Annotated in this window: 28 protein-coding genes and 1 tRNA gene; 13 read left to right on the top strand and 16 right to left on the bottom strand. The window is 72.4% G+C overall.

All coding sequences use genetic code 11. The annotated features are described in order from the left end of the window. Positions 1–19 precede the first annotated feature (19 nt). Positions 20–859 carry a sulfurtransferase gene (locus BJ979_RS11180; RefSeq protein WP_179567877.1) on the bottom strand — a complete coding sequence of 280 codons (840 nt, stop codon included), beginning with the start codon at positions 857–859 and terminating at the stop codon, positions 20–22. A gap of 2 nt (positions 860–861) precedes the next feature. After that, complete coding sequence (locus tag BJ979_RS11175) at positions 862–2,409, bottom strand: MFS transporter (protein WP_179567875.1); 1,548 nt, start codon at positions 2,407–2,409, stop codon at positions 862–864. Between the two features lie 107 nt (positions 2,410–2,516). Here BJ979_RS11175 and BJ979_RS11170 point away from each other — a divergent pair, with 107 nt between their 5' ends. Then, positions 2,517–3,569, top strand: coding sequence for an LLM class F420-dependent oxidoreductase (locus BJ979_RS11170; RefSeq protein WP_218853482.1), 1,053 nt, complete (start codon positions 2,517–2,519; stop codon positions 3,567–3,569). 45 nt (positions 3,570–3,614) lie between these two features. Here the strand turns inward: BJ979_RS11170 and smpB are convergent, their stop codons facing one another. The 3 genes from smpB to ftsE all read right to left on the bottom strand — a co-directional run bounded on the left by smpB (position 3,615) and on the right by ftsE (position 6,288). Continuing rightward, positions 3,615–4,103: an SsrA-binding protein SmpB gene (gene smpB, locus BJ979_RS11165; protein ID WP_179567873.1), complete on the bottom strand. Its 489-nt coding sequence runs from the start codon at positions 4,101–4,103 to the stop codon at positions 3,615–3,617. A 98-nt stretch (positions 4,104–4,201) separates the two neighbouring features. Then, positions 4,202–5,116, bottom strand: coding sequence for a permease-like cell division protein FtsX (gene ftsX / locus BJ979_RS11160; RefSeq protein WP_179567871.1), 915 nt, complete (start codon positions 5,114–5,116; stop codon positions 4,202–4,204). Then, on the bottom strand, positions 5,113–6,288 hold the full coding sequence (gene ftsE / locus BJ979_RS11155) for a cell division ATP-binding protein FtsE (protein WP_179567869.1): 1,176 nt from the start codon (positions 6,286–6,288) through the stop codon (positions 5,113–5,115). The genes ftsX and ftsE overlap by 4 nt, the downstream gene beginning before the upstream one ends. 165 nt (positions 6,289–6,453) lie before the next feature. Here ftsE and BJ979_RS11150 point away from each other — a divergent pair, with 165 nt between their 5' ends. The 3 genes from BJ979_RS11150 to BJ979_RS11140 all read left to right on the top strand — a co-directional run bounded on the left by BJ979_RS11150 (position 6,454) and on the right by BJ979_RS11140 (position 8,558). Next, positions 6,454–6,879 (top strand): MarR family transcriptional regulator, encoded by a 426-nt coding sequence (locus BJ979_RS11150; RefSeq protein WP_179567867.1) that lies wholly within the window; start codon positions 6,454–6,456, stop codon positions 6,877–6,879. 64 nt (positions 6,880–6,943) lie between these two features. Then, a complete protein-coding gene (locus tag BJ979_RS11145; RefSeq protein WP_246286760.1) occupies positions 6,944–8,008 on the top strand; it encodes an SDR family oxidoreductase in 1,065 nt (354 codons plus the stop codon). Next, a complete protein-coding gene (locus tag BJ979_RS11140; protein ID WP_246287109.1) occupies positions 7,911–8,558 on the top strand; it encodes an alpha/beta fold hydrolase in 648 nt (215 codons plus the stop codon). Before BJ979_RS11145 ends, BJ979_RS11140 begins: the two co-directional genes overlap by 98 nt. Before the next feature lie 29 nt (positions 8,559–8,587). Here BJ979_RS11140 and prfB read toward each other — a convergent pair whose 3' ends face one another. Then, on the bottom strand, positions 8,588–9,694 hold the full coding sequence (gene prfB / locus BJ979_RS11135) for a peptide chain release factor 2 (RefSeq protein ID WP_141163273.1): 1,107 nt from the start codon (positions 9,692–9,694) through the stop codon (positions 8,588–8,590). A gap of 140 nt (positions 9,695–9,834) precedes the next feature. On the opposite strand from prfB, the gene BJ979_RS11130 reads away from it, so the two are divergent. Then, positions 9,835–11,091, top strand: coding sequence for an MFS transporter (locus BJ979_RS11130; RefSeq protein WP_179567863.1), 1,257 nt, complete (start codon positions 9,835–9,837; stop codon positions 11,089–11,091). On the opposite strand, the gene BJ979_RS11125 is transcribed toward BJ979_RS11130, so the two are convergent. The 5 genes from BJ979_RS11125 to BJ979_RS11105 form a co-directional block, all read right to left on the bottom strand. Further along, positions 11,088–11,696 (bottom strand): J domain-containing protein, encoded by a 609-nt coding sequence (locus BJ979_RS11125; RefSeq protein ID WP_179567861.1) that lies wholly within the window; start codon positions 11,694–11,696, stop codon positions 11,088–11,090. The two genes, BJ979_RS11130 and BJ979_RS11125, sit on opposite strands and share 4 nt — an antisense overlap. Before the next feature lie 88 nt (positions 11,697–11,784). After that, the gene (locus BJ979_RS11120) at positions 11,785–12,237 is read right to left on the bottom strand and encodes a pilus assembly protein TadG-related protein (protein ID WP_179567859.1); all 453 of its coding nucleotides are present in this window, start codon (positions 12,235–12,237) and stop codon (positions 11,785–11,787) included. Continuing rightward, positions 12,234–12,782 carry a hypothetical protein gene (locus BJ979_RS11115; protein WP_246286758.1) on the bottom strand — a complete coding sequence of 183 codons (549 nt, stop codon included), beginning with the start codon at positions 12,780–12,782 and terminating at the stop codon, positions 12,234–12,236. Before BJ979_RS11115 ends, BJ979_RS11120 begins: the two co-directional genes overlap by 4 nt. Then, positions 12,760–13,185: a TadE/TadG family type IV pilus assembly protein gene (locus BJ979_RS11110; RefSeq protein ID WP_179567857.1), complete on the bottom strand. Its 426-nt coding sequence runs from the start codon at positions 13,183–13,185 to the stop codon at positions 12,760–12,762. Before BJ979_RS11110 ends, BJ979_RS11115 begins: the two co-directional genes overlap by 23 nt. 8 nt (positions 13,186–13,193) lie before the next feature. After that, the gene (locus BJ979_RS11105; protein WP_179567855.1) at positions 13,194–13,376 is read right to left on the bottom strand and encodes a hypothetical protein; all 183 of its coding nucleotides are present in this window, start codon (positions 13,374–13,376) and stop codon (positions 13,194–13,196) included. Positions 13,377–13,673: 297 nt separating this feature from the next. On the opposite strand from BJ979_RS11105, the gene BJ979_RS11100 reads away from it, so the two are divergent. Further along, the gene (locus tag BJ979_RS11100; protein WP_343046673.1) at positions 13,674–14,801 is read left to right on the top strand and encodes a glycerate kinase; all 1,128 of its coding nucleotides are present in this window, start codon (positions 13,674–13,676) and stop codon (positions 14,799–14,801) included. Positions 14,802–14,886: 85 nt separating this feature from the next. Next, complete coding sequence (locus tag BJ979_RS11095) at positions 14,887–15,528, top strand: NADPH-dependent F420 reductase (protein WP_179567851.1); 642 nt, start codon at positions 14,887–14,889, stop codon at positions 15,526–15,528. A 45-nt stretch (positions 15,529–15,573) separates the two neighbouring features. On the opposite strand, the gene BJ979_RS11090 is transcribed toward BJ979_RS11095, so the two are convergent. After that, positions 15,574–16,860: a chloride channel protein gene (locus BJ979_RS11090; RefSeq protein ID WP_343046672.1), complete on the bottom strand. Its 1,287-nt coding sequence runs from the start codon at positions 16,858–16,860 to the stop codon at positions 15,574–15,576. 94 nt (positions 16,861–16,954) lie between these two features. Between BJ979_RS11090 and BJ979_RS11085 the strand changes: the two genes are divergently transcribed. Both BJ979_RS11085 and BJ979_RS11080 read left to right on the top strand, forming a co-directional pair. Continuing rightward, complete coding sequence (locus tag BJ979_RS11085) at positions 16,955–17,488, top strand: DUF1697 domain-containing protein (RefSeq protein ID WP_179567849.1); 534 nt, start codon at positions 16,955–16,957, stop codon at positions 17,486–17,488. A 286-nt stretch (positions 17,489–17,774) separates the two neighbouring features. Next, complete coding sequence (locus tag BJ979_RS11080; RefSeq protein ID WP_179567847.1) at positions 17,775–18,029, top strand: hypothetical protein; 255 nt, start codon at positions 17,775–17,777, stop codon at positions 18,027–18,029. Between the two features lie 53 nt (positions 18,030–18,082). Here the strand turns inward: BJ979_RS11080 and BJ979_RS11075 are convergent, their stop codons facing one another. From BJ979_RS11075 to BJ979_RS11065, 3 genes are read right to left on the bottom strand one after another with little or no spacing between them, the layout of a single operon-like run. Next, a complete protein-coding gene (locus BJ979_RS11075; RefSeq protein WP_179567845.1) occupies positions 18,083–19,021 on the bottom strand; it encodes a type II secretion system F family protein in 939 nt (312 codons plus the stop codon). Beyond that, entirely contained in the window at positions 19,018–19,881 is an 864-nt protein-coding gene (locus BJ979_RS11070; protein ID WP_179567843.1) for a type II secretion system F family protein, read from the bottom strand. Before BJ979_RS11070 ends, BJ979_RS11075 begins: the two co-directional genes overlap by 4 nt. Beyond that, positions 19,878–21,107, bottom strand: a complete 1,230-nt coding sequence (locus BJ979_RS11065; RefSeq protein ID WP_343046671.1) for a TadA family conjugal transfer-associated ATPase — start codon at positions 21,105–21,107, stop codon at positions 19,878–19,880. Before BJ979_RS11065 ends, BJ979_RS11070 begins: the two co-directional genes overlap by 4 nt. A 78-nt stretch (positions 21,108–21,185) precedes the next feature. Here BJ979_RS11065 and BJ979_RS11060 point away from each other — a divergent pair, with 78 nt between their 5' ends. Beyond that, positions 21,186–21,461, top strand: a complete 276-nt coding sequence (locus BJ979_RS11060) for a hypothetical protein (protein WP_179567839.1) — start codon at positions 21,186–21,188, stop codon at positions 21,459–21,461. A gap of 54 nt (positions 21,462–21,515) precedes the next feature. Here BJ979_RS11060 and BJ979_RS11055 read toward each other — a convergent pair whose 3' ends face one another. Then, positions 21,516–22,439: a DNA-3-methyladenine glycosylase 2 family protein gene (locus BJ979_RS11055; protein WP_179567837.1), complete on the bottom strand. Its 924-nt coding sequence runs from the start codon at positions 22,437–22,439 to the stop codon at positions 21,516–21,518. A 248-nt stretch (positions 22,440–22,687) separates the two neighbouring features. Between BJ979_RS11055 and BJ979_RS11050 the strand changes: the two genes are divergently transcribed. From BJ979_RS11050 to BJ979_RS11040, 3 genes are all read left to right on the top strand, one after another. Continuing rightward, positions 22,688–22,769 (top strand) — tRNA-Leu (locus tag BJ979_RS11050). Between the two features lie 253 nt (positions 22,770–23,022). Then, entirely contained in the window at positions 23,023–23,865 is an 843-nt protein-coding gene (locus BJ979_RS11045; RefSeq protein ID WP_179567835.1) for an intradiol ring-cleavage dioxygenase, read from the top strand. 205 nt (positions 23,866–24,070) lie between these two features. Continuing rightward, positions 24,071–24,814 carry a DedA family protein gene (locus tag BJ979_RS11040; RefSeq protein WP_179570258.1) on the top strand — a complete coding sequence of 248 codons (744 nt, stop codon included), beginning with the start codon at positions 24,071–24,073 and terminating at the stop codon, positions 24,812–24,814. Positions 24,815–24,839 lie beyond the last annotated feature (25 nt).

Here is a 24,839-nt window from a genome sequence, read left to right as displayed (position 1 = left end):
CGACGGCCGGCCTCGCTGCTCAGACCGCGCCGGTCGCGACCGGGCGCTCCGGATCGTTCGACCACTGCGACCACGACCCGGGGAACAGCGCCCCGCGTCGGCCGGCGAGCTCGAGCGCGAGCACGACGTGCGCCGCCGTGACGCCCGAGCCGCAGTAGACGCCGATCTCGGCGTCGTCGGTGGCGCCGATCGCGTCGAAGCGGGTGACGAGGCGGTCGGAGCCGAGGAAGCGGGCGTTCTCATCCAGGTTGCCGGCAGTCGGCGACGACAGGGCGCCGGGGATGTGCCCGGCACGCGGGTCGACCGGCTCCTGCTCGCCGCGGTAGCGCTCGGGGGCGCGGGCGTCGAGCAGCACCCCGTGCTCGGGGAAGGCGGCGGCGTCGTCGATCGTGAGCTGCGGCATGCGGTCCCAGTCGATCTCGATCGTGCCGTCATCGGGCAGCGTCCCCTCGCCGCCCTCGAGGCGACCACCCGCCTCGCCCCAGGCGCGCAGGCCGCCATCGAGCACGCGCGCGGTCGGGATGCCGGCGTTGCGCAGCATCCACCACATCCGCGCCGCCGAGACGCCGTGCGCCTGGTCGTAGACGACCACGTCGTCGCCGGCATCGACGCCGAGTCGGCGCAGCAGCGCCTGGAAGCGCTCACGCGAGGGCAGCGGATGACGACCGCGCTGCGGCGACGGGGGGTCGGCGAGGTCGGTCTCGAGGTCGACGAACAGGGCGCCGGGGATGTGCCCGCCGAGGTAGCGCTCGTGCCCGTCGTGGGCGCCGAGCTGCCAGCGCGCATCCACGATCACCGGAGCCCGGCCGGATCGCACCCTCTCGAGCAGTTCCTCGGCCTCGATCAGCGGTGACGTCATCGTCACTCCTCCTCTGGTTCGCGCAGCGGCGACGTCGTCGCGGCGCCCGCTCGAGAATCCTCCCGCGTCGATCCTGTGCTCCCGCTGTCGGCGCGCGCACGACCGCGCGACCGGGAGATCTGGTCGGCGATCGCGAAGATCAGCGCCAGCACGACGAAGCCGATCGTGACCACGCCGACCGAGCGATAGGCGTCGTGGTAGACCTCGATGCGCGCGCCGCTCTCCCCCGCGATGATCGCGTAGAACACGGCGGTGCCGGCGGCGAGGCCGATCGCGGTGCCGACGCGCTGACCCAGCTGCCCGATCGATCCGGCGACGCCGCCCTCGGCGACGGGCACCTCGGCGAGCGTCAGCGTCTGGTTCGGCGAGATGACGGCTCCCCCGCCGATGCCGGCGACGAACAGAGCCGCGGCCATGCCGTAGGGCGCGAGCTCGGGCGGCAGCACGACGGCGAGCGTGATCTGCGCGAGGAACCCGATCACGACGATCACCAGACCGCCGAGCACGAGCGGACGCCCGATGCGCCCGACGAGCCGGCCGCTGATCCAGGCGCTGAACGCCGAGGCGATCGCGAAGGGGATCGTGATCATGCCCGCGAACACCGGCTTCAGCTCGAGACCCTGCTGCAGGAACAGCGTGACCGTCAGGAAGGTCGCCGGCATCGCCGCGAAGTAGGCGGTCGCGATCAGGGTGCCGTTGCGGAAGCTGGCCCGGCGGAACAGCCCGAAATCGATCACCGGCGTCTTGCCGGCGGCGCGGTAGTGGCGCTCCCAGAGCACGAATCCGGTGAAGGCGAGCACGAAGACGATCAGGAGGAGCCAGCGCGCGGGCGGGTCGTCCTTGCCCGTCGTGAGCACGAAGGGGAGCATCAGCGCGAGCACGCTGACGCCGAGCAGAACGACGCCGATCGGGTCGAGCGTCGACGCCGCCGGCGAGGCGCTGCGCTGCCGACGCGGCAGCAGCCGCCATGCGAGCACGAACAGGATCGCGGCGAGCGGCACGTTCATCCAGAACAGCAGCCGCCATCCGTTCTCGTCGCCGCCGACGAGGATCAGCAGACCGCCGAGCGTCGGTCCGAGCGCGGTGGAGAGGCCGATGATCGCACCGAACAGGCCGAAGGCGCGGCCCCGATCCGGGCCCACGAAGAGCTGCTGCACCAGTCCGAGCACCTGCGGCATCTGGATGCCCGCGGCGACGCCCTGGATGATGCGCGCCACGACCAGCAGCTCGATCGACGGCACGAGCGCGCAGGCGAGGCTCGCGAGCGCGAACAGGGTCAGCCCGACGAGGAACATCGTGCGGCGCGACTTGATGTCACCGAGGCGGCCCGAGGGCACGAGCACGAGGCCGAAGGCGAGGGCGTAGCCGGCGACGATCAGCTGCAGGGAGGTGGGCCCTGCGTCCAGCGCCTTCTCGATCGAGGGCAGCCCCACGTTGACCTTCGACAGGTCGAGGATCGTCAGCGCCGCGACCGAGACGCAGACCGCGAAGGCGCGCCACGGGGATGCGGGCGGGCTGTCGGGGCGGGAGATCGCGTCGGGCTCGCTCATCGCATCCAGCCTAGAACCGGGGCCGTATCGGGCACCGGGTTGTGGGGATGCACACTCAGCGCGCCCGAAGCTCGGCCCGATGCGGGCCTCTGTCGTAGCGTGGCGGCATGACTCTGCGTCTCGGCATCGTGGCCGACTACTCCGACGACTTCCGCGACATCGCCGCCGAGGTGGTGGAGGCCGAGCGGGTCGGCGTGGATGTCGTGGCTGCCGCCGAGGCGTACAGCTTCGACGCGGTCAGCCGACTCGGCTACCTCGCCGCCGTGACGAGCCGGGTCACGCTCGCCTCGGGCATCATGCCGCTGTTCTCGCGCACGCCCACGATGATCGGCATGACCGCCGCCGGCCTGGATGACGTCAGCGGCGGCCGCTTCGAGCTCGGCCTCGGATCGTCGGGTCCGCAGGTCATCGAGGGCTTCCACGGAGTGCCGTTCCACCGCCCGCTCGCCCGGCTGCGCGAGACCGTCGAGGTATGCCGCGCGCTCTGGCGTCGCGAGCCGGTGGTCTCCGACAGCCCGAACCACCCCATCCCGCTGCCCGCCGACCAGGGCACCGGCCTCGGCAAGCCGCTCAAGCTCATCAACCACCCGCGCCGGGCGCGCATCCCCATCGCGATCGCCGCGCTCACCCCGAAGGCGGTCGCGCAGGCGGCGGAGATCGCCGAGAGCTGGATCCCGCTGTTCTACTTCCCGGGCCGCGCGCACCTCGCCTGGGGCGATGCGCTCGACGCCGGCTTCGCGCGCCGCCCCGACGAGCTCGGCGAGCTCGACGTGCAGGCGCAGGCCCCGCTGCTCATCGCCGACGACACCGACCAGGCGCTCGAGATCTACCGCGACCGCGTCGCGCTCTACGTCGGCGGGATGGGGGCGAAGGGCGCCAACTTCTACAACGATCTCGCGCGCCGCTACGGCTTCGTCGACGAGGCCGAGCGCATCCAGGAGCTCTACCTGGCCGGCGAGAAGAAGGCCGCCGCTGCCGCGGTGCCGGAGGAGCTGATCCTCGGCACCTCGCTCATCGGCAGCGAGTCTCACGTGCGCGAGCGCTTGCGCGCGCTCACCGACTCGGGCGTGACCACGCTCACGGCGCAGCCGCTCGCGCCGGAGCTCGGCGGGCGCATCCAGCAGCTCGAGGCGCTGCGGGCGCTCATCGACGAGAGCTGACCCGCCGAGAAGCAGGTCGACGAGCAGCCGCGCCCGACGGCGTCGCTACTCCCCCAGGTGCTTGCGGCTCGAGATCGCCCGCTCGGCCTCGCGCCGGTCCTGACGCTCGCGCAGCGTCTGACGCTTGTCGTACTCGCGCTTGCCCTTCGCGACCGCGAGCTCGACCTTCGCGCGCCCCTCGCTGAAGTAGATCGAGAGCGGCACCAGGGTGTAGCCGCCCTCCTTCGTCTTGTGCGTGATCTTGATGATCTGGGCGCGGTGCAGCAGCAGCTTGCGCTTGCGACGCGGGGAGTGGTTGTTCCAGGTGCCCTCGAGGTACTCGGGGATGTGCACCGCATCCAGCCAGGCCTCGCCGCGGTCGTCGACGAAGCCGTAGCCGTCGACGAGCGACGCCCGCCCCTCACGCAGCGACTTCACCTCGGTGCCGGTGAGCACGAGGCCCGCCTCGTAGGTGTCCTCGATGAGGTAGTCGTGGCGGGCACGACGGTTCGAGGCGACCACCTTGTTGCGGGTGCCTTCGTCCTTCTTGGCCATGCTCGCCTCCTGAGCCGGAAATGGATGTGGGCTGCGCGCCGCGACGAGGATGTCGTCACCGGCACGCAGCCCACCAGTCTAGCCCGCGGGAACTCCGGCTACACGCGCAGGTAGCGGCGGATGGCCACGCTCGACGCGATCGCCGCCAGCAGCGCCCCGCCCACCAGCAGCACCGGCACGACGGCGGCCGCCGCATCCATGCCGATGAACGCCGTGTTCGACAGCTGCGAAGCGAGATAGCCCTGCACGAAGAACTTGACCAGCAGCACGATCGCCCCGCCGGCCAGCAACGATCCGACGAGCGCGGCGATCACCCCCTCGAGCACGAACGGCGTCTGGATGAAACGGTTCGAGGCGCCGACGAGTCGCATGATGCCGAGCTCGCGGCGACGCGAGAAGGCGCTCAGCCGGATCGTCGTCGCGATGAGCAGCACGGCCGCGACGAGCATGAGCGCGGCGATGCCGATCGCCGAGTAGCTGGCGGCGTTGAGGATCGCGAAGATCGGCTCGAGGTAGGTGCGCTGATCGACGACCTCCTCGACGCCCGGCTGGTTCGTCAGGCTGTCGATGATGACATCCGACTGGTCGGGGTTCTTGAGGTTGAGCCAGTAGGCCTGCGGCAGGATGTCGGGCGTCACCAGGTCGGAGACGTTCGAGTCCTTGAACTGCTCCTTGAAGTTCTTGAACGCCTGGTCGTGGTCTTCGAAGGTGAAGTTCTTGATGTACGGGTTGAGCGTGTCGCCCTTGAGCTGCTGCTCGACCGAGGCGATCTGCTCCTTCGTGGCCTCCTGCTGCGCGCAGTTCGCCGAGGCGGAGATGTCGGTGCAGAGGTAGACGGCCACCTGGGCTCGGTCGTACCAGTAGCCCTTCATCTGCCCGATCTGCAGCTGCATGAGCATGGCGGTGCCGACGAAGGTCAGCGAGATGAAGGTCACCAGCACGACGCTGACGACCATCGAGACGTTGCGGCGCAGGCCCTGCCCGACCTCCGCGAAGACCAGTCCGAGTCTCATCGGCGCTCCTCCCCGTCCTGCGACGGCGTTCGATCTCCGCTGCTGCCGCGCTGGATGGGCAGGGTCGAGGTGGCACGGGTGACGGCCTCGGCGAGGGCCTCGGCGGCGGTCATGGGGGCGTCGCCGCGGCGGGCGGCGGGCTGCTCGCCCGTCGAGGCGGCGACGCGGGGCTGGTCGGCGGCTCGAGCCGGGGCGGCGGGAGCCGGAGCGGCGGGAGCCGGAGCGGGGTCGACGACCGGAGCCGGGGCCGGAGCGGCCGCGCGTGCGGCGGCGGGCGCCGGAGCGGCCGCGCGTGCGGCGGCGGGCGCCGGAGCGGTCGACGGCGTCTCGATGTCGGGGGCCTCGGTGAAGGGCGCGGCGGCCGGGGCGGCGGAGGCGACCGGAGCATCCACTCGCGGGTCGGCCTCGGCCGAGATGACCGGCAGCGTTCCCGTCATCGCCTTCTCGAAGAGCTCCTGGTCGTGCTCGAGTGCCTGGATCGGCACGGCCTGGGTCTGGTAGCCGCCCTCGCGCTCGTCGCGCACGATGCGTCCGGCGACGAGCTCGATCACGCGGCGCTGCATCTGGTCGACGATGCCGGCGTCGTGAGTCGCCATCAGCACGGTCGTGCCGTTCGCGTTGATCGCCGAGAGCAGCGCCATGATGCCCGCGCTCGTGGCGGGGTCGAGGTTTCCGGTCGGCTCGTCGGCCAGCAGGATCGCCGGCTTGTTGACGACGGCGCGCGCGATCGCGACGCGCTGCTGCTCACCACCGGAGAGCTCGTGCGGCATGCGGTTCTGCTTGCCGGCCAGGCCGACCAGCTTGAGCACGTCGGGCACGGCCTCCTGGATGAAGCCCTTGCTCTTGCCGATCACCTGCAGCGTGAAGGCCACGTTGTCGAAGACGGTCTTGTTGTGCAGCAGGCGGAAGTCCTGGAAGACGACGCCGAGGTTGCGACGGAAGTACGGGACCTTGCGGTTGGAGAGCGTGTTGAGCGTCTGCCCGAGCACGTGCACGCGACCCTTCGAGGCGCGCTCCTCCTTCAGCACGAGGCGCAGGAAGCTCGACTTGCCGGAGCCCGAGGCTCCGACGAGGAAGACGAACTCGCCCTTGAGGATCTCGAGGTTCACGTCGTCGAGGGCGGGACGCTTCTGGCCCCGGTAGGTCTTGGTGACCGCGTCGAATCGAATCATGGCGGGTTCAGGCTAGGCACCCGTTCGACGGATGTCGGGCGCGACACCCCCGGCGCGCCGCATCCACGCCCCGTCTGGGGGTCAGCGGCGGCCGGAGCTGAGAGCGGCTCGTCGCTCGGCGTCGATTCGGGCCGATCGCGACCGCAGAGCGGGCAGGATGGAGCCGTGGATGCGCCCCGCCCCTCCCCCACGCTGGCCCTGCTGCTGCGCGCTCGCGCCGCCGAGCTCGAGCTCGCGCGCGTCTTCGACCCGCACGGCCTGACCGTGCGCAAGCACGCGGTGCTGCGGGCGATCGCGGCCACGCCGGGGCTGTCGCCGCGCGAACTCGCCCGACGAACGGGAGTGGATGTGCACGGCATCGCGACGCTCGTGCGCGCGCTCGTCGACGCCGGTCTGGTGCGCCAGCGCGAGCCCCGCAGCGTGCACACGCCCTACTACGCGGCGACCGAGCGAGGCGATCGCGCGCTCGACCGCGTCGACGCGGAGCTCGCCCGGCTCGACGTCGAGCTGTTCCTCGGCGACGACGGGGAATCGCTCGCCTCGGCGCTGCTCATCGAAGCGCAGCGGCCGGGGCAGGAGCCGCAGGACTGAGGGCGCGCTGTGAGCCCGTGCCGGAAAGAGCGGAGGCAGCCTCCGCAGTTCTAGCGTCGGGATCATGACAGAGAAGATCTGGTTCATCACCGGCGCATCCAAGGGCTTCGGCAAGGCCTGGGCGACCGCCGCCCTCGAGCGCGGCGACCGCGTCGCCGCCACCGCCCGCGACACCTCCGCACTCGACGAGCTCGTCGAGCGCTTCGGCGACCGCGTGCTCCCCCTGCAGCTCGACGTGACCGACCGCGACGCCGACATCGCCGCCGTCGACCGCGCTCACGAGCACTTCGGCCGACTCGACGTGGTCGTCAACAACGCCGGATACGGGCACTTCGGCTTCGTCGAGGAGCTGAGCGAGTCGGATGCCCGCGACCAGCTCGAGACGAACCTGTTCGGCGCGCTCTGGGTGACCCAAGCGGCGCTGCCGCACCTGCGGGCGCAGGGGGCCGGCCACATCATCCAGGTCTCGTCGATCGGCGGCATCTCGGCGTTCCCGCTGGTCGGCATCTACCACGCCTCCAAGTGGGCGCTCGAGGGGCCCAGCCAGTCGCTCGCGCAGGAGGTTGCCGGCTTCGGCATCCACGTCACGCTGGTCGAGCCCGGAGCCTTCTCCACCGACTGGGCCGGCCCGTCGTCGCGCCACTCGGAGCAGCTTCCCGCCTACGCGGAGTACCGCGAGAAGGTCATGGAGGGCCGCCGGTCCCGATCGGCCGACCCGGGCTCGCCGGAATCGTCGGCCGCCGCGATCCTGAAGATCGTCGACGCCGAGAAGCCCCCCGTTGCGCGCCTTCTTCGGCGCCTCGCCACTCGCGATCGCCGAGGCCGACTACGCCGGACGTCTCGAGAACTGGCGCGAGTGGCAGCCGGTGGCGCTGCTCGCGCAGGGCGGGGGCGACTCGCCGGCGAGCTGATCGTCGGCGCGGCGATCGCCCGCGGTCCTCCCACATGTCGGAGGTCTGCGCGACCCTGGGGGCATGAAGGCGATCCTCGTTCCCGGATTCTGGCTCGACGGCTCCTCGTGGAGCGACACCCTGCCCGCGCTCGAGGCCGCCGGCCACGAGCCCATCCCGTTCACGCTGCCCGGCATGGGCGCCGACCGCGCCGACGCGGCCGCGGTCACCCTCGATGACCAGGTGGATGCGGTGGTCGCCGCGCTCGATGAGGCGGCCGTTGACGGCTCACCTGTCGCCCTGGTCGGCCACAGCGGCGGCGGCACCGTGATCGGCGTCGTGACCGATCGGCGACCCGAGCTCGTCGCCCGCGCGGTCTATGTCGACTCGGGTCCGCTCGCCGAGGGCGGCTCGATCAACGACGAGCTGCCGATCGAGGAGGGTGTGATCCCGCTGCCCGACTGGGGGTTCTTCGAAGAGGAGGAGCTGGCCGGTCTCGACCCGGCGGCGCTGGACGCGTTCCGAGCGCGCAGCATCCCCACGCCGGCGCACGTCGCGAACGACGCGGTGCACCTCGGCGACGAGCGCCGCTGGACCGTGCCGACGGTCGTGGTCGCGAGCACGATGTCGTCCGAGCTGCTGCAGCAGCTGATCGCGAAGGACCATCCTTATGTGCGCGAGATCGCGAAGCTGCACCAGGTGCGCTACATCGACCTGCCGACCGGGCACTGGCCGCAGTTCAGCCGCCCGGCCGACCTCGGAGCAGCGATCGTCGACGCGCTGAGCTGATCGGGCGGGGTCGGCTCAGCCGACCTCGCTCAGTCGTCGTCGTCGCGACGCTTGCGCCAGCGGATGCCGGCGGCGATGAAGCCGTCGAGCTCGCCGTCGAAGACCGTGGCCGGGTTGCCGACCTCGTAGCCGGTGCGCAGGTCCTTGACGAGCTGCTGGCCGTAGAGGAAGTAGGAGCGCATCTGGTCGCCCCAGCTCGCCGTGATCGTGCCGGCGAGCTCCTTCTTCTTCGCGGCCTCCTTCTCCTTCTGCAGCAGCAGGAGTCGGGTCTGCAGCACCCGCATTGCGGCCGCGCGGTTCTGGATCTGCGACTTCTCGTTCTGCATCGAGACGACGATGCCCGAAGGGATGTGCGTCAGGCGCACGGCCGAGTCGGTCGTGTTGACGCTCTGGCCGCCGGGGCCCGAGGAGCGGAAGACGTCGACGCGGATGTCGCCCTCGGGGATGTCGACCTCGACGGCCTCCTCCATGACGGGGATGACCTCGACCGCGGCGAAGCTGGTCTGGCGCTTGTCGGCCGAGCCGAAGGGGCTGATGCGCGCCAGGCGGTGCGTGCCGGCCTCGACGCTCAGCGTGCCGAAGGCGTACGGCGCATCCACCTCGAAGGTCGCCGACTTGATGCCCGCGCCCTCCGCGTAGGAGGTGTCCATGACCTTGACCGAGTAGTCGTGCTTCTCGGCCCAGCGCAGGTACATGCGCATGAGCATGTCGGCGAAGTCGGTGGCGTCGTCGCCGCCGGCGCCGGAGCGGATGGTGACGACCGCACCGCGGTCGTCGTACTCGCCGTCGAGCAGGGTCGTGACCTCGAGGTCGCCGATCGCCTTGGTCAGCGAGGCGAGGTCGCGCTCGGCCTCGGCGGCCATCTCGGCGTCGTCCTCGGCGAGCTCGGCGGCGACCTCGAGGTCGTCGAGACGGCCCTCGATGTCGGTGACGCGGCGCAGCTCGGCCTGGCGGTGGCTCAGCGCGCTCGTGACCTTCTGCGCGTTCTCGGTGTCGTCCCAGAGGTCGGGCGCACCGGCCTGCTCGCTGAGCTCGTCGATCTGCTTCTGCAGCCGCTCGACGTCGACGACGGCGCGGATGTCGGCGAAGGTGGCCCGCAGCGCGGCGATCTGTTCGGGGAATTCAGGAGCGATCATGGCCGCCCCAGCCTACCCGCGTGCGGGCCGAGCACCGCGCGGGTGCGATGCCGGCATCCCGTCAGAGTGCCGGTCGGCCGCGGCAAAGGAGTCGGCACGCGCGGCGAGCCAGCCGGCGCGCGGAGTAGCGTCGAAGCGACATGACCGAGACCGACGCCGCGCCCGCCTTCCGCTGGCGCTCGGTTCTCGTCGTCGCCCTGCTGCCCACCGTGCTGTTCTCGATCGGCGAGGGCGCCGTGCTGCCGATCATCCCGGTGGTGGCACAGAGCCTCGGCGCCCAGCTCGCCCTCGCCGGCCTGATCGCCGCGATGATCACGCTCGGCACGCTGTTCGGCGATCTGCCGAGCGGGGTGATCGTGGCGCGCATCGGCGAACGCCGGGCGATGATGGGCGCCGCGGTGCTCGCCGCGGCCGGCGGCGGCGTCGCGCTGCTCGCACGGAATCCGCTCGTGCTCGGCCTCGGCATCCTGCTCATCGGCATCGCGACGGCCGTCTTCGCACTCGCACGCCACGCCTTCATGACGAGCTTCGTTCCGGCGCGGTATCGCGCCCGGGCGCTGTCGTCGCTCGGCGGCACCTTCCGCTTCGGCTACCTCGTCGGACCGTTCCTGACCGCGGCGATCATCCACCTCACCGGTCTCGCGGCCGCGGCGTTCTGGATCCACCTCGGCTGCTGCCTCGCGGTGATCGTGCTGCTCGCCGTCACGCGCGACCCGAGCGAGACCGTCGCGGCGGCGCGACGCGAGCACCGGGCCGCGGCCGGCCAGCCGCTCGAGACGGATGCGCTCGAACTCGCGCCGGAGGGCCTCTTCGCGACTCTGCGGCGCCATCGAACGGTGCTTCTCTCGCTGGGCCTCGGCTCGATGCTCGTCGCGGCGCTGCGCGCGAGCCGACAGGTGATCCTGCCGCTCTGGGCGGTCGCGATCGGCATGCACGAGGCGGATGCGGCGGTGCTCATCGGCGTCGCCGGTGCCGTCGACTTCGCGCTGTTCTACCTCGGCGGCCAGATCATGGATCGCTTCGGACGACTCTGGACTGCGGTGCCGTCGATGATCGGACTCGGACTCGGCCACCTCGCCCTGGCGCTCAGCGCGCCCTTCGGCTCGCCCGTGTGGTGGTTCGTCGCGACCGCTCTGCTGCTGGCGGTGTCGAACGGCATCGGCTCGGGCCTCCTCATGACCCTCGGCGCCGACCTGGCGGATCAGGCGCGCCCCGCGGCGTTCCTCGGCGCGTGGCGCTTCTGCAACGACAGCGGAGGCGCGGCGGCGCCGCTGCTGGTCTCCGCCGTCACCGCCCTGGCCGGGCTGCCGATCGCCGCGGCGCTGCTCGGCGTGCTCGGACTCGCCGGCGCCGTCGTGCTGCGCGTCTTCGTGCCGCGCTACTCGTCGCGGCGCTAGAGGCGGGAGCGCCCCTCGGCGATCCAGCGCAGCAGGTCGGCGCGGCGGCGCCCCGCGGTGAGCAGGATCAGTGCCGCCGGGATCGTCGCGAGCGCGCCGACGAGAGCGCCGAACGAGGTCCAGGCGAGAACCGTCCACGCGGTGAGCGCGAGCAGCACCACGGCGACGAGGAACAGCCAGCGGCGACCGGTCAGCGCGAAGCCGAGCAGGCTCGCGAACACGGCGACCGAGCGGGCGACGGTCTCGAACGGCGCGAGCGGGCTCGCCGAGCCGACGGCGGCGAAGGCGAGCGCAGCCGCCAGCAGCACGGCGCCGCCGGCGATGATCGCGGGCGCGACCAGCGGCGCGGGCGGGGTCGGCGGCGGGACGAAGATGCGGGGTCCGTCGCCGGGCTGCTCGGCCGGACCCGCGGTCGACGCGCCTCCGTTCACCGCGAGCAGCACGGTTCGCGCCTCGGTCAGAGCCGCGAGATCGGCGGCGACGCGCGGATGGTCGAGCACATCGGGATGCGTGGCGCGCGCCCGCAGGCGGAAGGCGCCCTCGATCTGCGCCCGCGACGCGTCGGGGGCGCATCCCAGCAGCTCCGACGCGGTGCGCACGTCCACGGCGTCAGGATACGACGGGCCGCTCTCCCCCGTCGGGGCACTGCCGTCGGCGCCGTCTTCGGCATCGCCCCGTCGGCACGTCGCTCGCTCAGCCGTAGACGGACCGCGCCCGCGCCGTGACCTCCAGGCGCAGCCCCTCGGGCACGGCGAGGCTGAGCAGCGGCGGCTTCCAGTATCCCGAGAGGCGCACGACGGCGCTGCGCCCGTCGGGCGTCGATGCCGACTCCAGCGCCGTGCCCTCGACGGGGCTCGGTGTTCCGTCGAGATACTCCTCAGCGGCCTCGCGAACACTCACGTCGTCGAGCTGCGGACCGCTGCGATCGCTCGCCCCGGGCTGGTCGAGGTCGAAGGACTCGGCTGCGGCGAGCGCGGCCCCGTCCGCGACCGTGAACAGCCGCTTGCGCTCCAGGTAGAGCGAGCTCGCCGCCGTGACGACGAGGATGACGGCGAGCGCCAGGGCCGCGAAGGCCGCGATCAGGGGAAGGGTCGATCCGTCCTCGTCGCGGAGCCTCCCGACGCTCCACCGGATCCGTCGCCTCATCCGCCCGCCCCGTGGAATCGGGAGACCGGCTGCGTCGCGCTCGCGCGCATGGGCACGCCGGCAGGCACATCGGCGTCGAGCGCCGTCGGGACGAGCGGCAGCGGCACGACGAGCTCGAGGGCGACGGCGACCTCTCCGCCGCGTGTGAGGCAGTCGTCGGGATCCGGATCGCAGGTCACCCGCACGGAGGCGGTCGCGGGATCGATGCCGTAGTCGGCGAGCCCGACTCGGACCGCCCGCTCGGCGGCGGACCGCGCGTCCTCGACCGTGTCGGCGCGCACGTACACGCGCGCCGCCTGACGCGCGGCTCCCTCGGCTGCGAAGGCGCCCGCCTGCAACTGGGCGAGGGCGATCACCAGGTACACGAGCGGGATGAGCAGCAGCATCCCCGCCGTGAGGAACTCCAGGGTCGCCGATCCGCGTTCGTCACGCAGAGCGACTTGACGCCGTCGTGCCCGCCGCCTCGTCGCGCGCGGCTCGAGCGTCCGGGGCGCGAGCAGCCCGGGCACGAGCATCCCGAGGTCAGAGCTGCTCGATCGCCGCATGACCTGACACCTCCAGCGCACTCGGGATGCCGATCAGGCCGATCACCGGCAGCGGCGCCCGCACCGTGACGATCGCGACCGGCTGCCCCTGCCACTCCCCCGAGCCGACCGTCACGTCGATCGGGTAGTCGCCGCCGAGTGTCGCCCCGATGAGCTCGCGAGTGCGCTCGACCCCGGCCTCAGGACCGACGTCGGCCAACGACGCCTGACGCGCGCCCTCAGCTGCGGCGTCGAGCACCGTGTTGCGCACGAAGAGCGCGAGGGCGAGCTGGAGCACGGCGAGGGTCACCAGTGCGAGCAGCGCGCCCACCAGCACGAACTCGGCCGGCGCCGAACCGCGCTCGTCGACGAGCCGGCGCCGGACGCGCGGGGGCACGACGCGGCGCAGCACAGGAGCCGGCATGCGCGAGGTCAGAACCCGGTGACCCGGGAGATCGCGCTCTCGAAGATCGAGCTGAGCGCTGGCCCGGCGAGACCCCAGACCACGATCACGAGCCCCGCGGTCATCAAGGTGATCAGCACCCACCCGGGCACATCCCCTCGCTCGTCGGCCAGAGCGCGCACCACCCGGGTGCGGCGGTTCGGTCGTGACATCGGGCCACCTCCTCGCCGGAACCCTCGCAGGTCGCCGCTGCGGGCGTCGGAAGTTGTCCACAGGGCGGATGTCGGCTCGCCACGACGGCTCTGCTCACCGCACCGATGGACTCGCTCGAGGCGGGCACCTCCGTCTCAGGAGGGATTGCGGCCGAGGTCCGCGCGACGCTAGACCAGAGGGACGGGGTCGAGATCAGGCGGCTCCGCGGGGCGGTTCCGTCGCTCTCGAGCAGCGACGGAACCGCTTCGGCCGAGACCACCACCTCCACCGAGACCGGCGGCGGCTACCGTCGGAGCGTGACCTCGACTCCCGGCGCGCGCATCCTCATCGCCCCCGATTCCTTCAAGGGCAGCGCGACGGCGCAGGAGGTCGCCGAGGCGATCGCCCAGGGCTGGCTCGCCGAGCGGCCGGATGACGCGGTCACCGCCCTCCCGCTGGCCGATGGCGGCGAAGGCACCCTCGATGTGCTGGAGCGCGCCGTGCCGGGCGCGGTGCGCCATCCGGTGCGCGTCACCGGACCAGACGGACGTCCCGTCAGCGCCAGCTGGCTCACGATCGACGGCGACGCCGGCCCCGTCGCGGTCGTCGAGCTCGCCGACGCGAGCGGCCTCGACCGGCTCGACACGCTGATCCCCTGGGATGCGCATACCCGCGGGGTCGGCGAGGTCATCCGGGCGGCGCTGGCGGACGCTCCGTCGGAGCTGCTGCTGGCGCTCGGCGGCAGCTCGTCGACGGACGGCGGGCTCGGGCTCCTCGCCGCGCTCGGCGCGATCGCCCTCGACGCGTCCGGCGATCCGGTCGCCGACGGCACCCGCGGTCTCGCCGACATCGCGAGCCTCGATCTGTCCGGCCTTCCCGCTCTGCCGACCGCCGGCGTCACCGTGCTCTCCGACGTCACCAACCCCCTGCTCGGCCCGCGGGGCGCCGCGGCGGTCTTCGGCCCGCAGAAGGGCTTCGCCACCGCCGACCTCCTCGCCGCCGAGGCCGCTCTCGCCCGTCTTGCCGCGCTGCTGCCGATCGACCCGGCGACGCCCGGCGCCGGAGCCGCCGGCGGCACGGGCGCGGGGCTCCTCGCCTGGGGAGCGCACCTCGAACCGGGCGCCGACCGGATCGCCCAGCTCGTCGGTCTCGACCGCCTCGCTGCGGACTCCGTCCTCGTCATCACGGGCGAGGGTCGCTTCGATGCGCAGACCGCCGGCGGCAAGCTGCCCTCGCGCGTCGCGAGTGCGGCCCGCGCCTCAGGCATCCCCTGGGCGCTCGTCGCCGGATCGATCGCCGCCGAGACCGACGACGCCGTCGCGAGCGTCGCGCTCGTCGACATCTCGGGCTCCACCGCGGCGGCGATCGCCGACCCGGTGCCTGCTCTGCGCGCCGCGGGAGCACGACTCGCCCGCGGCTGGACAGCCGACGGTCTCGACGGCTGAGCCCCGGGCCGAGCTGTGCCTCGTCATCTGCCGTCATACGCCCGGAGGCCGGAATGCCGCGCCGCATCCGCTCGTTCCGACCGACATGACGACGTTCGGAATCATCGGAGCAGGCAACATCGGCAGCCAGGTCGCGCGGGCGGTGATCGCCCACGGCCACCGGGTCGTGATCGCGAACTCGCGCGGACCGGAGACGCTGACCGAGCTCATCGCCGAGCTCGGACCGTCGGCGCGCGCGGCGACGGCGCAGGAGGCGGCCGAGGCCGCGGAGGTCGCCGTGGTGACGGTTCCGCTCAAGGCCTACCGCGACATCCCCGCCGCCCCGCTCGCGGGCAAGATCGTGCTCGACACGAACAACTACTACTGGGAGCGCGACGGCCGCATCCCCGAGCTGGATGCCGGCGAGGCCACGACCTCGGGTCTGCTGCAGCAGCACCTGCCCGAGGCGACGGTCGTGAAGGCGTTCAACCACATCGGCTCGGCCGAGATCACCACCACCGGAAGCCCGGCCGGCACCCCGAACCGGCGCGCTCTCGCGACGGCGAGCGACTCCGAGGACGGGATCGCGGCCATCACCCGGATCTACGACGAGCTCGGCTTCGACACCGTCAACGCCGGACCGCTCGCCGAGTCGTGGCGCGTCGAGCGCGATCGCCCCGCCTACGTCGTCCGGCAGAACGCCGACGAGCTGCGGGCGAACCTCGCGAAGGCGACGCGGACGATCTGACGCCGCGCCGGGCGAGGGCTCGGTGGATGCGGCGGTCGCCGCGCGTCAGGCCGTCTCGATGAAGCGCGCGCGGCGTCGCAGCAGATAGCCGACCGCGACGGCGCCCGTCGTCGCGAGCATCGCCGGTGCGAGCACGGCGAGACCCTGATCGGCGAACTCGACCACGAGCACGAGTGCGGTGATCGGCGCGCGCATCGTGACCGCGAGGAACGCGGCCGCCCCGACGAGGGCGAAGGCGACGATCGGGGCGCCGGGCCAGAGCAGCGTCCAGGCGGCGCCGAGCGCGAGTCCCAGGCCGGCGCCGATCGCGAGTGACGGCGTGAGGGTTCCGCCCGCGGCGCCCGCGCCGATCGTGCCGAGCGTCGCGAGGGTCTTGACCGCCGTGATGCCGAGGATCAGCAGCGCGGGAAGGGCGGCCGACAGCGCCAGCTGACCGAGCGAGCGGCCGTTGCCGAGGATCGCCGGGATCCACAGGGCGACGACGCCGACCAGACCGAAGACGACCGGCATGACGACGGCGAGCCGCCATCCCGTCGGCCGGTGCTTCTGAGCGAAGGCCGCCGCGCGCACGAAGCCGAGCGCCGCCAGCCCGAGGATCGGCCCGATCACGATCGACCCGACGACGAGCGGCGGCGAGAGCTCGACCTGCGGCATGACGTACAGCGGAGTCGTCGGCACGACGACATGGGCGACGAGCGCCGCGATCGCCGAGGTCGCGAAGGCGGGGATCACCGTGGCGAGCGTCACCTCGGCGAGCAGCACCTCCAGCGCGAAGATCGCGCCGCCGAACGGGACGTTGTAGACGGCCGCGAGGCCGGCCGCCGCGCCGCAGGCGACGAGCACCTTGCGCTGGGTGGCGTCGACGCCGGCACGCCGGGTCAGCCAGTCGGCCCAGAGCGCGCCGAGCTCGCGCGGGGCGACCTCGCGTCCGATCGAGGCGCCGAGCCCGACGATCACGATCTGCAGGCCGGCGTTGAGGATCGTGACGACGACGGGCATCCGCTTGCCGCCGACCGCCGCCTCGACCGAGACCACGGCGTGCTCGGCACGACGCGCTCCCCAGCGGCGCAGCAGCCACCATCCGACACCGCCGATCACGCCGGCGACGAGCAGCGCGATCACGCGGGCCGCGGGCGGCGCCTCGAGAAGTCCGTTGATGAACGTGCCCTCGGAGTAGTTGAAGGCGAGGTGCTGGATGCCATGCAGCGTCACGAAGACGAGTCCGCCGGCCACACCGGCGCCGACTCCGACGAGCGCGGTCACGACGATCGTGCGCAGCAGCCAGCGCCGGAACGGCCCGTCGACCGGGATGCGGGGTCGGGCCTCACTCACGGTGACGAGGCTAGTCCGCGGCGGGACGGGCTCGTGCCGCCGCCGGGGCGCTCGTGGCGGAGCCTCTGTCGGAACCCGCGCCTAAGGTGGCCGCGTGCAGCAAATAGTGTTCGTGCGCAACGTGAACGCCGGTCAGCGGGGTCATCCGTCGACCCCGGATCTGATCGGCGCCTTCGTCGACGCGGGCTTCGTCGATGTGTGGTCGTTCCAGAGCAACGGCACGCTCGTGGTCGAGCCGCCGTCCGAGGGCACGACGGGCCCGGCGGACGCCGTGGACGAGGCGATGCAGGCCTTGGCGGCGCGCACGGGCCTCGAGCGCGAGGCCTTCGCGGTGCGGGTGGATGACCTCGTGCGCATCCTCGCCGCCGACGCGGCAGGGCCGACGTCGGCGCGTCGGGAGCTGACGCTGCACGGCGGAGCCGTCATCGATCCGACCGCGATCGCGGTGACGAGCGAGGCGTCCCATCGCCGCTGCCGGATCGTCTCGACCGGCCCAGGGTGGGCGGTGCTCGAGAACGAGCGCGACCGCGAGAGCAACGCGACGCCGGTGGTCGAGCGCATCACGGGCGCCCCGGCCACGTCGCGCGGCTTCCCGACGCTGCAGCGACTGATCGCGAAGCTCGGCTGAGCCGGGCGCCGGTCTTCTCGGTGACCACTTTCGGGGCTGGTCGGCCAGAATCGGCCACAGCTACCGTGGGCCGATGATCGGCTTCCTCATCGACGTCGTCGGCGGATTCGTCGCCGAGGCGATCGGCGAGGGACTGGATCGGCTCCGGCGGACACTCGGCCGGCGCCCACGGTCTCGCGGTCGCAGCCGTCGCGGCCGTCACGAGATGCCGGGATGATCCGCTCCCGGATCGACCCCGGGGCGTGCGCTCCCGACCCGCCGTGCTGCCGAAAGTGAGTTGGTCACCATGTTCGTGATCGAAGACGAACTCCACGCTGAGGAGTTCGGCCGCTACGAGAGCCGTGACGAGGCGATGGATGCGCTCCGCGTCCTTGCGGCTTCGCCTTGGGATCGGGAGCCGAATATGGCTCCGTGCAGCGGCTGGGCTCGGTGCGGACGCGACTACGAGCTGGTCGAATACGACGCGTCGTCAGTGACCCAGCAGGAGCTCTCCCGCCGGACCGTCCTGACGGTCTCCGCCCAGGGCGCTCGATGGCTCTGAGCTCGCCCGTGGTCCGCGCCGATCCCCCTCGTAGCTGAGGTCGTCGTGTCGGCTCAGAATCCGAGCTGGAGCACCAGGATGCCGGGGAAGATCGCGAAGAGCACGGTGACGGGCAGGATCAGGAAGACGAGCGGCACGAGCATCGCGACCTCCTTCTTGCCGGCCGACTCGATCAGGGCGCGCTGGGCCTCGCCGCGCACGTCCTGAGCCTGAGCGCGCAGCACCTCGACGAGCGGCGTCCCACGATCGAGTGCGGGGACGAGCTGGTCGACCGTGCGCGCGAAGGACGCGACGTCGAGGGTCCGGGCGGCACGAGTCAGGGCGGTCGCGAGCGGGATGCCGCTGTTCACCTCGGCGATCACGCGGCCGAGTTCGCGCGCCAGCTCGCCGTTGCCGGCGCGGGCGACGCGACGCAGCGCATCCGCGAGTCCCTCGCCGGCGGCGAGCGAGAGCGTCAGGAACTCGAGCACGGTCGGCAGCTCCTCCGAGATGCGTGCGCCGCGCCGCCGTGCGGCCCGCGCGAGCAGCTGCTCGGGCGCGAGGAGCCCGAGCGCCGCGCCGACCGCCACCACGGCGACCGCCAGCACGATCGGCAGGGTTCCGGCGCGGATGCCCAGCGCGGCGATCACCGCCCCGACGACCGCGCCCGCCAGCGCCGCGAGCAGCTGTCGCGAGCGGAACCGCTCGACTTCGTCGTCGCGACCGGCCTGCCGCAGTCGCTTCGCGATCACCTCGTCGCCGCCGAGGATGCGCGAGATGGCGACGCGCGCCGGACGGGCAAGCGACCCCGCCAGCGCCCCGAACGCCGGGCTCGGTTCGGCCGGCCGTCGGGCGATGAGCTCGCGGGCATCGGCCGAGACGTCGAGGACGAACGGCGCGACCCGATCGACGAGACGCGGGCCCCTCAGGCGCGGAATCAGACTGGCGAGCACCCAGAGCCCGAGCCCGAGTCCGATTCCCGCAGGGATCGCCCAGGCGATCGCGGCGCTCATCCGAACCACCGCCGCTCTTCGGGCAGTCGGCCGACCGCGATCATGATGCGGTAGGCCACGATCGAGACCAGGAAGCCGCTCACCAGCAGCGCTGCGCCGAGCGGCGAGTCGTAGGCGCGCACCGCCTCGGGGCGCGTCGCGAGCAGCAGGAGCACGATCCAGGGCGCCGCGACTCCGAGCCGTGCAGCGTTCTTGACCCACGACTGGCGCGCCTCGACCTCCGCGCGCAGTGCCGCATCCTGACGGAGGTAGCCGGCGAGTCCGCGCAGCACCGCGGTCAGTTCGGTTCCGCCGACCTCCCGGGCCATACGGAGCGTCTCGACGATGCGGTCGGCGACCGGGTCGGCGAGGCGCGCCTTGAGTCCGTCGAAGGCGATCCCCATGTCGCCGGTGGCCTGCAGCTCGCGATCGGCCGCGGCGAAGGCGGCCCGCGTGGCCGTCGGCCCGCTGCGGCCGAGCTCGGCGATCGCCTCCGGCAGCGACATGCCGGCCCGCACGGCCGATACCAGGTTGTCGACGACGTCGGGCCAGACGATCCGGGTCGCGCGCCGGCGCCGCCGGGCCCGCCAGCCGAGCAGCAGGAGGGGCACGACCGCGCCGACGAGCCCGCCGACCAGCGCCAGAGCCGTGACGGGAGCGAGAGCGAAGATCACGGCGGCGCTCGCCACGCCGGCCAGCACGCAGAGCACGATCAGCACGGCCGGATGCAGGTCGCTCAGCCCGGCTTGAACGAGCCGCTCACGCAGCACCCGGCCGGCCCGCGTCTCCCCGCGCGCGATCCGATCTCCCGCCGGCCAGAGCAGCGGCGAGGCCGTGAGCAGCAAGCCCACGCCGAGCAGCAGCCCGAGTGCGATCGTCATCGCGCCGCCTCCAGCAGCAGGCGCGGATCGACGCCGTGCCGCGCGAACTTCGCGCCGCGCGCCGGAAGCCCGCCGGTCGGTACGAGCACGCCGTCGACCGAGCGGAACAATTCCGTCGAGGGAACGGTCGCCCCGATGACCGAGCCGGTCGGCGCGACGATCTCCGCGATCCGCCGGCGACCGCCGCGCTCCAGCTCGCAGTGCACGACCAGGTCGATGCTGCCGGCGACGGTCGGCACGACGAAGCCCGAGTCGATGTTGCGCCCGGCCAGCAGCGGCAGTGTCGAGAGCTTGACCAGCGCATCCGCCGCGCTGTTCGCGTGGATCGAGCACATGCCCGGCAGCCCGCTGTTCAGGGCGATGAGCAGGTCGAGCGCCTCGGCCTCGCGCACCTCGCCGACCACGAGCCGGTCGGGCCGCATGCGCAGCGACTCTTTGATGAGCCGCCGCAGCGTGACCTCGCCGGTGCCTTCGAGGCTGGGTTGACGGCACTGCAGCGCGACCGTGTCCGGCGCGTCGAGATCGAGTTCGAAGGTCTCCTCGACCGTGACGATGCGCTCGGCCTCCGGCACCTCGTTGAGCAGCGCCCCGAGCAGCGTCGTCTTGCCGCTCTGCGTCGCGCCGGAGACGAGGATGTTGAGCCCCGCCAGAACCGCGAGCCGCAGGAAGTCGGCGGCGTGACCGGTGATCGACCCGAGCTCGACGAGCCGGTCGAGGCCCCTGATCGATTTCTGGAACTTGCGGATATTCACCGACCAGTGCCGGGAGGTGATGTCGGGGATCACGACGTGGATGCGCGATCCATCCGGCAGCGAGGCGTCGACGAAGGGGCTCGACAGATCGACCCGGCGGCCGGTCGGATGCAGCATCCGCTCGACGAGTCGGCGCACCTCGGCGGCGTCGAGCGCGAGCGGCACACGCTCGCTCACCCCGGCACGGGCGACGAAGATGCGGTCGGGGGCGTTGATCCAGATCTCCTCGATCTCGGGATCGTCGAGGAAGGGCTGCAGCGCCCCGTACCCGGTGAGGGTCGCGACCACCTCGGCGGCGACGGCGCGCTCATCGACCAGCAGCGGCGCCGAACCCCCGAGGGCCCGCTCGCTGTAGCGGCGCACCTCATCGCGCACGTACCGCGCCGCGAGTGAGCCGTCGTCGCCGAGATCGATCCCCTCGCGCCGCACGCGGGAGCGCACGCGCTCGGTGATCAGGGCGATGGGCGACTCCACCCGCACAGCATGGCGAGAGCGCGCGGATGCCGTCGCAAGTTGTCCACAGGCCGGCACCGCGTGCGAGCATGGGCGGCGATGACTCCCGAGACCGACCCGTCGACGCCGCACGACGACGCCGCGATCCGTCGGCCGGCCCGATCGGACCGGGCGGCGCGTGCCGCCGAGCAGCAGGCCCGCGCTGAGGAGGTCGTGCAGCGCATCTTCGCGGGCGGCGATCTCGGCGCGGAGACCCAGGCGCTCTCCAACCGGTTCACCGACGAGACCTCGGCGCGGTGGCTGCGCCGTCTCCGCCGCCGGCCCTCGTCGCCGGACGCCGGCCGAGACGCCCCCGCCGGCACGATCGGCGACTGACGACGAGGTCGCCCGCGAGTCGCCTCGCTGATCGGCGTCTCAGACCGACACCCCTCAGCCCGCGGCCGCGCGCGCCCACAGATGCAGCATCAGGTACGACCGCCACGGGCGGAAGGCCTCGGCGAACCGCAGCACCGCCGCCGGATCCCACTGCTCTGCTCCGAGCCGTCGGAGTCCGAGCCGCACCGCCGAGTCTCCCGGCAGCGCGATATCGGGTGCGCCGTGGATGCGCAGCGCCAGGTAGTCGGCGGTCCAGGGACCGATGCCGCGCAGCGCGATGAGCTGCGCGCGGAGCCGTTCGGGGTCTGCCGGCGTGTCGAGCGTCAGCTCGAGTTCGCCCGAGTCGAGTGCTGCCGCGGCGCCGCGCAGCGTCGCCCGCCGCGACTCCGGGCCCCGCAGCAGGTCCGCGCCGCGGTCGAGCAGCTCGCGCGAGGTCGGGAAGAGTCGCGTGATCCCGCCGTCCGGTTCCGCCAGCGCCGACCCGCTGGCCGCGATCTCGCGCAGGTGGCCCTGCGCCGCGACGACCGAGATCTGCTGGCCGACGATCGCGCGCACGAGCATCTCCTCGGCATCCAGCGATCCGGCGATGCGGATGCCGGGCCGGGTCGCCACTCGGCCGGCGAGCGCGGGGTCACGCGAGAGGATGCCGTCGATCTCGTCGATGGGGGCGTCGAGATCGAACAGGCGCCGCACCCGGTGCTCCAGCTCCGCGTGCGTCGCGGCGTCGTCGGTGGATGACGTGATGACGATCCGACGACGAGCGTCGCCGCCGACGACCTCGTCCCCACCGACGAGACCACGAATCCCCTCCGCGTCATCGATCTCGACACCCGCCATGACCTCGGCCCCGCCGATCCGCAGCGCACGGCGGTACGACCGCTCCCCGACCTCCTCGATCCCCGGGATCGCCCGCACCCGCAGGAAGTCGAGCACCCCGTCAAGGTCGAGACGGGAATCGACGGTCAGCTCGGTGCGCACGTGACGATCCTGCCCGGCGCTCACGACATCCGCCCACGACATCGGGCGCCGACGACATCCGGTGACCCCACTCCCCTGCAGGTTCGGCGGGTTCGAGGAGTGGGGCCACCGGATGCGCTGAGCGAAGTGTGCGCGCGGCGTGGCGCGGCGGGCAAGCGATCAGGGACAGAATCACCCCCTCGCCGGGCGGGCGCACGACGGCGGCGCCGCCGCCCCAGCCGCCGGCCAGCCCTAGACTGAGCGCGCTCGCGGGAGTGGTGAAACCGGTAGACACGCAGGATTTAGGTTCCTGTGCCGAGAGGCGTGTGGGTTCGAGTCCCACCTTCCGCACTCGGATCCACCGACCTCCCCGCACCTCATAGCGAGGCCATAGCCGACGCAGGGCCGCGGCAGAGCCGCACCCGTCATCCTCGTCGCACGAACCCGCCGCCCCGCACGGCGGCCGAGCCGAGGAGACCGTCATGGCGCACCGCATCCCCGACCCCGAGCAGACCCCGACGGTCCCGCCTACGAGGGGCGCCTGCTGGCCCGACCCGACGAGGAGGTCGTCGACCAGGGGCCCGGATTCGACCTGCGCACCCTGATGAGCCGCCGCGCGATCTTCAGCGTCGCCGGGCTCGGTCTGGGCGCGACCGTGCTGGCTGCGTGCACGAGCACCGCTTCGACCGGCGGAGGCACGAGCACCGCCACCGCGAGCGCCTCCCCCTCGGCGGGCACGTCCGCCACTGCGAGCAGCGCGCTCCCGGCCGCCGAGATCCCCGACGAGACGGCCGGCCCGTACCCCGGTGACGGCTCCAACGGCCCGGATGTGCTCGAGCAGTCGGGCATCGTGCGCTCCGACCTGCGCACGAGCATCGGCTCGAGCGCCGCCGTCGAGGGCGTGCCGCTGACCTTCACCTTCCGCGTGACCGATCAGGCGAACGGCGACACCCCCTTCGCGGGCGTCGCCGTCTACGCCTGGCACTGCGACGCGCAGGGCCGCTACTCGCTCTACTCCGACGGCGTGACCGACGAGAACTGGCTGCGCGGGGTGCAGGTCGCCGATGCCGACGGGCAGGTCACCTTCACCTCGATCGTGCCGGGCTGCTACACCGGGCGCTGGACGCACATCCACTTCGAGGTCTATCCGACCGTCGCCGACATCACCGACGCGGGCAACGCGATCGCGACCTCGCAGATGGCGTTCCCCGAGAGCATGCTCACGACCGTGTACCAGCGCTCCGCCTACGACGGGTCGACCCGCAACCTGTCGCAGATCAGCCTCGCGAGCGACAACGTCTTCGGCGACGACGGCGCCGCGCTGCAGATGGCCACGATCACGGGGAATGCGGATGCCGGCTACGCCGCGTCACTCACCGTGCGGGTCGACACCACGACCACGCCGAGCGCCGGCGCGGCGCCCGGCGGCGGGGGCGGACCTCGATGAGACGAGGGGCCCGTTCGGGCGCGAGATGGCAGCTCGCGCAGCCGAGCACCGAGACCACGGCGCCGCCCGCGTACGTCTGGCGGATGACTTTGCCCGACTCTGCAGCTCCCCTGGGCTCTCTCCGAGGCTGCGGCGAGTAGCCTGACCTCACTATCCGCCGATCGCCCCGGCGACCGACGCCTTCGGAGCTCTCGTGATTCCTCCCATCCACACCGGTCTGATCCCGTTCCTCGACCCGGAGCGCATCATCGTCGCCGCCGGGCCATGGGCGCTGCTGGTCGTCTGCCTGATCGTCTTCGCCGAGACGGCGCTGCTCGTCGGCTTCGTGCTGCCGGGCGACACGCTGCTCGTCATCACCGGCCTGCTGACCTTCACCGGCACCATGACCGCGTCGGGAACCGGCATCCAGATCCCGATCTACCTGGTCTGCCTCGCGATCGCCGCCGCCGCGTTCATCGGGGGCGAAGTCGGGTACTTCATCGGCCACAAGGCGGGCCCGCGTATCTTCGAGCGCAAGGAGAGCGGCCTCTTCAGCCGCGAGAACGTCGAGCGCACCAACAAGTTCTTCGAGCGCTTCGGGCCCTTCGCGGTCATCGCCGCCCGTTTCGTGCCGGTCGTGCGCACCTTCGCGCCGATCGCCGCCGGCGTCGCGCACATGAACTACAAGCGCTACTCGCTGTTCAACGCCATCGGCGCCCTGATCTGGGGCGCCGGGCTGACGTTCGGCGGCTTCGTGCTCGGCTACTTCAAGCCGCTGGCCGACTTCGTCACGAGCTACATCGACGTCATCCTGCTCGCGGCCGTGCTGCTCGCGGTGGTGCCGACGGTGTTCCACACGATCCAGTCGTTCCGCAAGGCGAAGAAGGCGCGCCTCGCCGGCCAGGATGCGGCCGCCTCGGGCGAGTCGCTCAGCCTGAAGCTCGACGACGACGGCGCTCCCCAGGCCTGACGCCCGACGCGCTGACGTCGCGACG

Origin of the sequence: Schumannella luteola, assembly GCF_013408685.1 — a bacterium.
GTDB classification, from domain to species: domain Bacteria; phylum Actinomycetota; class Actinomycetes; order Actinomycetales; family Microbacteriaceae; genus Schumannella; species Schumannella luteola.
This window is presented reverse-complemented; position numbering and strand designations above follow the sequence as displayed.

Excerpts from the sequence above, each read along its gene's own strand:
- BJ979_RS11180 (WP_179567877.1), bottom strand. The coding sequence starts at position 859 with ATGACGTCACCGCTGATCGAGGCCGAGGAACTGCTCGAGAGGGTGCGA.
- BJ979_RS11175 (WP_179567875.1), bottom strand. The coding sequence starts at position 2,409 with ATGAGCGAGCCCGACGCGATCTCCCGCCCCGACAGCCCGCCCGCATCC.
- BJ979_RS11170 (WP_218853482.1), top strand. The coding sequence starts at position 2,517 with ATGACTCTGCGTCTCGGCATCGTGGCCGACTACTCCGACGACTTCCGC.
- smpB (WP_179567873.1), bottom strand. The coding sequence starts at position 4,103 with ATGGCCAAGAAGGACGAAGGCACCCGCAACAAGGTGGTCGCCTCGAAC.
- ftsX (WP_179567871.1), bottom strand. The coding sequence starts at position 5,116 with ATGAGACTCGGACTGGTCTTCGCGGAGGTCGGGCAGGGCCTGCGCCGC.
- ftsE (WP_179567869.1), bottom strand. The coding sequence starts at position 6,288 with ATGATTCGATTCGACGCGGTCACCAAGACCTACCGGGGCCAGAAGCGT.
- BJ979_RS11145 (WP_246286760.1), top strand. The coding sequence starts at position 6,944 with ATGACAGAGAAGATCTGGTTCATCACCGGCGCATCCAAGGGCTTCGGC.
- prfB (WP_141163273.1), bottom strand. The coding sequence starts at position 9,694 with ATGATCGCTCCTGAATTCCCCGAACAGATCGCCGCGCTGCGGGCCACC.
- BJ979_RS11130 (WP_179567863.1), top strand. The coding sequence starts at position 9,835 with ATGACCGAGACCGACGCCGCGCCCGCCTTCCGCTGGCGCTCGGTTCTC.
- BJ979_RS11120 (WP_179567859.1), bottom strand. The coding sequence starts at position 12,237 with ATGAGGCGACGGATCCGGTGGAGCGTCGGGAGGCTCCGCGACGAGGAC.
- BJ979_RS11115 (WP_246286758.1), bottom strand. The coding sequence starts at position 12,782 with ATGCGGCGATCGAGCAGCTCTGACCTCGGGATGCTCGTGCCCGGGCTG.
- BJ979_RS11110 (WP_179567857.1), bottom strand. The coding sequence starts at position 13,185 with ATGCCGGCTCCTGTGCTGCGCCGCGTCGTGCCCCCGCGCGTCCGGCGC.
- BJ979_RS11105 (WP_179567855.1), bottom strand. The coding sequence starts at position 13,376 with ATGTCACGACCGAACCGCCGCACCCGGGTGGTGCGCGCTCTGGCCGAC.
- BJ979_RS11095 (WP_179567851.1), top strand. The coding sequence starts at position 14,887 with ATGACGACGTTCGGAATCATCGGAGCAGGCAACATCGGCAGCCAGGTC.
- BJ979_RS11080 (WP_179567847.1), top strand. The coding sequence starts at position 17,775 with ATGTTCGTGATCGAAGACGAACTCCACGCTGAGGAGTTCGGCCGCTAC.
- BJ979_RS11075 (WP_179567845.1), bottom strand. The coding sequence starts at position 19,021 with ATGAGCGCCGCGATCGCCTGGGCGATCCCTGCGGGAATCGGACTCGGG.
- BJ979_RS11070 (WP_179567843.1), bottom strand. The coding sequence starts at position 19,881 with ATGACGATCGCACTCGGGCTGCTGCTCGGCGTGGGCTTGCTGCTCACG.
- BJ979_RS11060 (WP_179567839.1), top strand. The coding sequence starts at position 21,186 with ATGACTCCCGAGACCGACCCGTCGACGCCGCACGACGACGCCGCGATC.
- BJ979_RS11045 (WP_179567835.1), top strand. The coding sequence starts at position 23,023 with ATGAGCCGCCGCGCGATCTTCAGCGTCGCCGGGCTCGGTCTGGGCGCG.